The organism is Paraburkholderia sp. LEh10 (assembly GCF_017814945.1).
Lineage (GTDB): Bacteria > Pseudomonadota > Gammaproteobacteria > Burkholderiales > Burkholderiaceae > Paraburkholderia.
Genome location: NZ_JAGIPX010000150.1, coordinates 1 through 5,970, shown reverse-complemented (window position 1 = coordinate 5,970; position 5,970 = coordinate 1). Strand labels below are relative to the sequence as shown.

The following is a 5,970-nucleotide window of genomic DNA, read 5'->3' as shown; positions in this document are numbered from 1 at the left end:
TCAGCCATGCCCCAGCTTGTCGATTCAAGGCGCCTCAAGGGTTCGCTACGCCGGGCTCACGCCCGCCCTTGACCCGCGAAACCACCCACTCGGATTTCAAAAGAGGCGTCTTTTGTGGAATAGGAGTAGTTATCCTTATTAGTTAGCCCCGCCTTCGGCCGCAGTGACAGTCCAACCATGCCACGTCGCGAAACGTTTCTGGAGCGCGGTACGACGACATGCCGCGTTCATCTGGTGTCTAAGCAAAGCGAAGTGCTGCCGGATCGGGCCGAAGCATGAGAGAAATGCCTGCGTGCGACGCGCTTCGCGAAAGCATTGCTGGAAGGGAGAGAGAGTACCCTACCGCCATCGTTCATCTGGGCTTTGCAAATCGAAACCCGTTGGCCTCCACCAATTCCGTCCGACCTCAGAGTCCTTAGGGCCTCGAATCGGACAGGCCACGCGCGCCGCTGCGCTTGCCGTACCTCGTCGACCAACCGACCCGACACTGAACACGATGACCTCCTTCGAACACATCTCCAGTCACCCCATCCTAGATCTGCGCGCGCAGCTCGAGCAATACGTAGACCCCGCGTCCGGAGCACGTCATGTGCACTTGGCCAGCGACCAGGACGAGTTCGCTTTCCTGGTTGGCTTTCCGACGGTTCCGCGAGCCAGCGACGGGCGTGCCCATATCCTCGAGCATCTTGCACTGTGCGGCTCCGAGCGTTTCCCGGTGGCGGCCCCGTTCTTCGCAATGCTGCGGCGCTCAACGGCGACTTTCATGAATGCGATGACGTACCCCGACCGCACGGTCTATCCGTTCGCGAGTACCGATCGCACCGACTTCTTCAATCTGCTCGACGTCTATCTTGACGCGACCTTCCTCCCCAAGCTGGATTACCTTAGCTTCCGTCAGGAGGGCTGGCGCCATTCCTTCAAGGACAATCGCCTAGTCCGTCAAGGTGTAGTGCTCAACGAGATGAAGGGCGCGTTTAGCAATCCACTGCGCATCCTGTACTCCGCCCTCAACAAGGCTCTGTTCCCCGGAACGACCTACGCCGAGAACTCCGGCGGCGACCCGCTAGTCATCCCGGAGCTTTCGCACGAAATGCTGCTGGAGTTCCACGCCAGCCACTACCACCCTTCGCAGGCGATGTTCATGAGCGCTGGTCGAATCGAGGCAAAGGAGATTCAGGCCAAGCTCTTTGAGCGCGTGCTCTCGCGCCGCACGGGACGGTGCCCAGCGCGCCGGCCAGAGCTGGTTGATGACTGGATAGCACCGCGCCGCGCTCAGGTCACAGTACCGTCGGCTCAAGGGCGCCCTGACGAACATGGCCTGCAGCTCAGCTGGCGCTTCGGTGAATCCAGCGACCCGCTAGCCACTGCACGACTTCGGCTACTGACCCACGGCTTGCTTGGCGACGCCTCCGCGCCGGTGATGAAGGCCATGCAGTCGGCCGGCTTCGGTCGACCAAGCCAGATGAATTTCGTCGACAGCGGCCTGCGCCAGCTTGTGCTGCATATTGGCATGGAAGGATTGACCGAGACACAGGTGGAGCGAGCTAACAGCTGTATCGCGCAAGCCCTCGAGGACGCCGCAACTGTCGGTGTTCCGGTGGATGTCCTCAAGACCGCAGTGCGCGACATGCGCTTTGCACAGCGCGAGATTCGGGGCGGCACCATCCCGGACGCACTGCGCCGGTTGCTTGACGCAGTACCCTTGCTGATGAACGGAGGCGACGTCGCAGCGGCATTCGATATCGAACCCGTGCTTCAGCAACTCGAGAAAGAGATTGCGGACCCAGCCTTCTTCAAGCGTGCCGTCCGTGAGCTGATCAATCACCCGAATCTTCTGGCCACGCACGTGATTGCAGATGCCGACTTCACGACTCTGCGCGAGGTGCAGGAAGCCAAGGCGCTAGCGCTGAGGGATCGCGAGCTGAGCGACGACGAGCGTCGCCAGATCGGTGCCGAGGAGGCCGCACTGGCCGAACACCGCAAGGCTCGAAGCAACACCGATGTACTGCCTTGCATCCAGGCGAGCGAACTCAGGCGTGAGCCCATCGCGTTCCCAGAGATTCAACATCAGCACAGCTCGATTAGCGTCGTCGGTGCCGCCACCAACGGCATCACCTATGCGACCACGCTTTTTGATCTGAGCACGGCCCAGAATGACGATTGGCCCTGGCTATCCCTGTACGCCGACATCGTGCCGAAGCTCGGGACTGGTAGTTTGGGATTTGAAGAAGCGGGCCGTTGGCGCCAGCGTCAGGTGTCCTCGTTATCAATGACGCTGGACACCGTGGTGGAGGCCGGTCGCACGAGCCTGACGCCGCAACTGAACGTTCATGCCTCCGCGCTGACTGAGGACGAAGCCGGAATCCCCTCCGCCATCGCGGCGTGGACCTTGGTGCCGCGATTCGATGAACTCGACCGCATCTCGTTTTTGACCAAAGCGCGCGTCGCCCGTAAAGTCAACGGCTTGGCAGCGGCGGCCGACCGGTACGCTTCGCTGGCCGCGGCCGCGCCCTACTCGATTCGTCGGCAATTTGCCCACCGCGTGCACGGCTTAGCCTCTCTGCCATTCGTCGCCGCGCTAGGCAAGATGCTGGAGTCGCCGGAGGGCGTTCAAGCTATCGCCGACCACCTGAAGCGCATTCACCAACTGTTGCGGGAGGTGCCTAATCGCGTCATTTGGGTTGGCCTGAACGGATCACCGCTCGAGGCCTCGAAGGCATTGGACCTGCGCCCCTCTCGGGCGGGCAGGCTCGGTGCATCTGACGCGATCTCGCGTGCTCATGAAGTCGCCAACGTGGCCTTGCGTGTGGCAAGCCAGGTGAACCATTGCCACATCGCATGGGCCGCGCCTAGTTTCGAGCATCCCGATGCTGCGCCTCTCGCCGTGGCCGCCAAGCTCCTAACCCATCTTGCGCTGCACCGCAAACTGCGCGAAGAGGGTGGAGCCTACGGCGGCTGGGCCAGATATAGCGCGGCGGATGGCCTTTTTACGATGAGTTCGTTTCGCGATCCCCGGCTGGCGGGCACCTACGCGGATTTCACGGGCTCGGTGCATGAGATCCAAGACGCAAGCTTGAGCCAACAGACCCTGGACGAAGCCATCGTCTCAGTCATCAAGCAACTCGACAAACCTCGTGCACCATATGCCCTCGCCAGTGCAGCCGATCGTTCGGAGCGTCGCGGTGTGACGCAGGAGATGCGGCGAGCCTTCCGCCAACAAGTGCTCGCTTGCACTGTGCTGCAAGTCAAGGAGGCGCTCGCTCGCTGGCTACCCCCGCAAGCGGCTAGCCGTGCCGCCGCTGTGGGAAATGCAAACCAGGATCTCTGCGGAATGGCTGTGATCGAGGTAGCTGACCTTGTGAATTGATTCAAGTGATTGCGGGTTTTCCGAAGGGGCGGAATTTGGGGTTCTGTCGCAGTAAGAACCCTTAACAAAATACACGAAGGGGCTGTTAACCGTCGATGAATGCTGTTAACCTTTTCATTGTTTCGACGACGAAAAGGGGGTAAGCCGACGACGTAACCTATACATAGTCAAGGCCAAACATCCATGCAAAAAATTGTCACCATCTTTCTGCTTCTAATTTCCTACTGCACGTTGCTATCGGCTGCTGACAACCAGGGGAACGGAACCATACGCCCCCCCTTTGCTCTTACCCCCTCAGACTTTCAGCGGGCTCTCACAGTTCGTTATCAATACTCGGATAAAATTGTCAATTTCGTCGATACCCCCCCTTTCTAGCTTTCGCCCGAGACCCTTGCCTACCGACGGACGACACATGGTGAGCGCCAGTTCATTAAATTCAATATCAAAACTGGGAAGAAGCAACCGGCTTTCGATCATAGCCGCCTTGCCGAAGCCTTAAATAAGGCGGCCTCCTCGAATTTCCGAGGCAATTCGCTGCCCTTTGACCGCTTCGAAATCGGACAAGACGGCAACCAGTTGCTGTTCTCCATTAATTCCGTTCAGTGGAGTTGTGATCTTTCAAGCTACATCTGCACTAGGATCTCTCAGGACGAAATCTTGTCATTTCATAACGAGACTTCACGCCAACGGCTGAAAGCGATAGTCGAATCACAAGCGATTCACCGGCAAGTGGAAAGCATATATCAAGAACTACAACGTCTTTCTAATGAGTAAGGACCTGAGGGCTCGCCTGGCGTTCCTGCATCAGACGCTGCGTGAAGAATCGCTCGAGTAGCGGAGCAAAGGTGGCGGAAGTAGTCATGGCCGGTCCCCCCAGCGCTGTTCGAGGCGGCGCATCGCCTCACGCATCAGTTCGGGCGAGCCGCTCAAATACCACTGCGTATCCTCGATGTGGACATGGCCGAGGTAGGCCGACAGGATTGGCAAACGGCGCTCGGAATCCTGGCCCGACTGGTACCAGTGTACAAGTGTGTTCGTCGCAAATACGTGCCTCATGTCATGCAGACGCGGGCCGTGACTGTCGGATGCACTGCGCAAGCCAATCTGCCGCGACAACGCATAGAAAGCGCGGTGAATCTGTCCGCAGTCCATCCGGTTTCCCCAGCTCGAAACGAACAGGTAGGAAGACACTGGCCGCCCCGCCCAATGATGCTCGCGTCGTGCGATATAGTCCGCGAGCACCTTGCAGGTCGAGGCATGCAAAGGAACGAACCTCGACTTGCCCAGCTTCGCTCCACGGATCGTCAGTATCCCCGCCGTCAGATCCACGTCCTGTATCTCAAGATTGCGCGCCTCACCCAGACGCATGCCCGATACGCTCAGTAATCCGAACAGGCAATGATAAGTCAACGGCAGCAGTGCTCCTCGTTCATAGCGGTATGGCATCCGAAGCGCAGCCCGCAATAGTGCGCGGATCTCGTTGGCCGAGTAAAGGTATGGTCGGGCCCGCTTCGGTTGAAACGGTAACAAGCCCGGCGCTGGTATCTCGGTGCGGAGATCGGTGGCACTGCGATGGCGCGCAAACTGGCGTACATAGCCCAGTCGTCGCGCCCATTGCGCGGGTTGGACATTCGATGGCTGTCGAGCCCAGGCGAGAGCCAACGCTTGGGTAACGTATGAAGCACGATGCCGCTCCATGAACGCGACGAAATCCGGCAATACCTTGCCTGCTTCCTTCAGCTTGAATCCTAAGCTGCGCCTCAGATTGAGGTAATCCTGAACGGCCTGCCGAAGCGTATTCATCGTACACCTCCCGGCCAGGGCAATGAACCGCCCCGGGTTTTCCGAAGACTCCAACCTTTGAGAAAATGGAGCTATGGAAAACACAAACAAGAAATCACCGAAGTACTCGCCGGAAGTTCGTGAGCGGGCTGTGCGCATGGTGCTGGAACATCAAGGCGAGCGCGAATCGCAATGGAAAGTGATCGCGTCGATCGCAGCGAAGTTTGGCTGCTCGGGCGAGACGCTGCGTAGCTGGGTGCGCAAGGAAGAGCGAAATCGGGGTTTGCGCCCGGGCACAAGCACGCAGGAGCAGGATCGGCTCAAGGAGCTGGAGCGGGAGAATCGTGAGCTGCGCCAGGTTAATGAAATCCTGCGCAAGGCGTCAGCGTATTTCGCACAGGCGGAGCTCGACCGCCGACCGAAGTGATGATCACGTTCATCGATGATCACCGGCACGTCTACGGGGTCGAGCCGATCTGCAGGGTGCTGCCAATCGCCCCGTCGACGTACTACACGCATGTGGCCCGCCGCGCCAATCCTGGACTTGTGCCGCCGCGGGCCCAGCGCGACAGGATGCTCAAGGATGAGATCCGGCGCGTGTGGGAAGAAAACTTCCAGGTCTATGGCGCAGACAAGGTCTGGACGCAATTGAAGCGGGAAGGCATTGTCGTGGCGCGCTGCACGGTCGAGCGGCTGATGAAGCAGATGGGCCTGCGCGGTGTGGTGCGGGGCAAGACGGTACGCACGTATCCGCCCGAGAATCCCCGTAGTAGCGAGTGCTCTCGATTTCGCCGAAACTTCAGTACCGTAGGGGAGATGGT

Annotated in this window: 2 protein-coding genes, 1 pseudogene and 1 other annotated feature; of the genes and pseudogenes, 2 read left to right on the top strand and 1 reads right to left on the bottom strand. The window is 59.4% G+C overall.

Annotated features, from left to right (window positions below):
* The first annotated feature begins 496 nt into the window (after positions 1 to 496).
* Positions 497 to 3,367: an insulinase family protein gene (locus J8I87_RS43080; protein ID WP_209938699.1), complete on the top strand. Its 2,871-nt coding sequence runs from the start codon at positions 497 to 499 to the stop codon at positions 3,365 to 3,367.
* A gap of 858 nt (positions 3,368 to 4,225) precedes the next feature.
* Here J8I87_RS43080 and J8I87_RS43075 read toward each other — a convergent pair.
* Positions 4,226 to 5,170 (bottom strand): tyrosine-type recombinase/integrase, encoded by a 945-nt coding sequence (locus tag J8I87_RS43075; RefSeq protein ID WP_209938698.1) that lies wholly within the window; start codon positions 5,168 to 5,170, stop codon positions 4,226 to 4,228.
* A gap of 73 nt (positions 5,171 to 5,243) precedes the next feature.
* Between J8I87_RS43075 and J8I87_RS45530 the strand changes: the two are divergent.
* A pseudogene (locus J8I87_RS45530) lies at positions 5,244 to 5,970 on the top strand (IS3 family transposase); the annotation flags it as partial.
* Positions 5,534 to 5,650: a sequence feature (AL1L pseudoknot), on the top strand. (Overlaps the previous pseudogene by 117 nt.)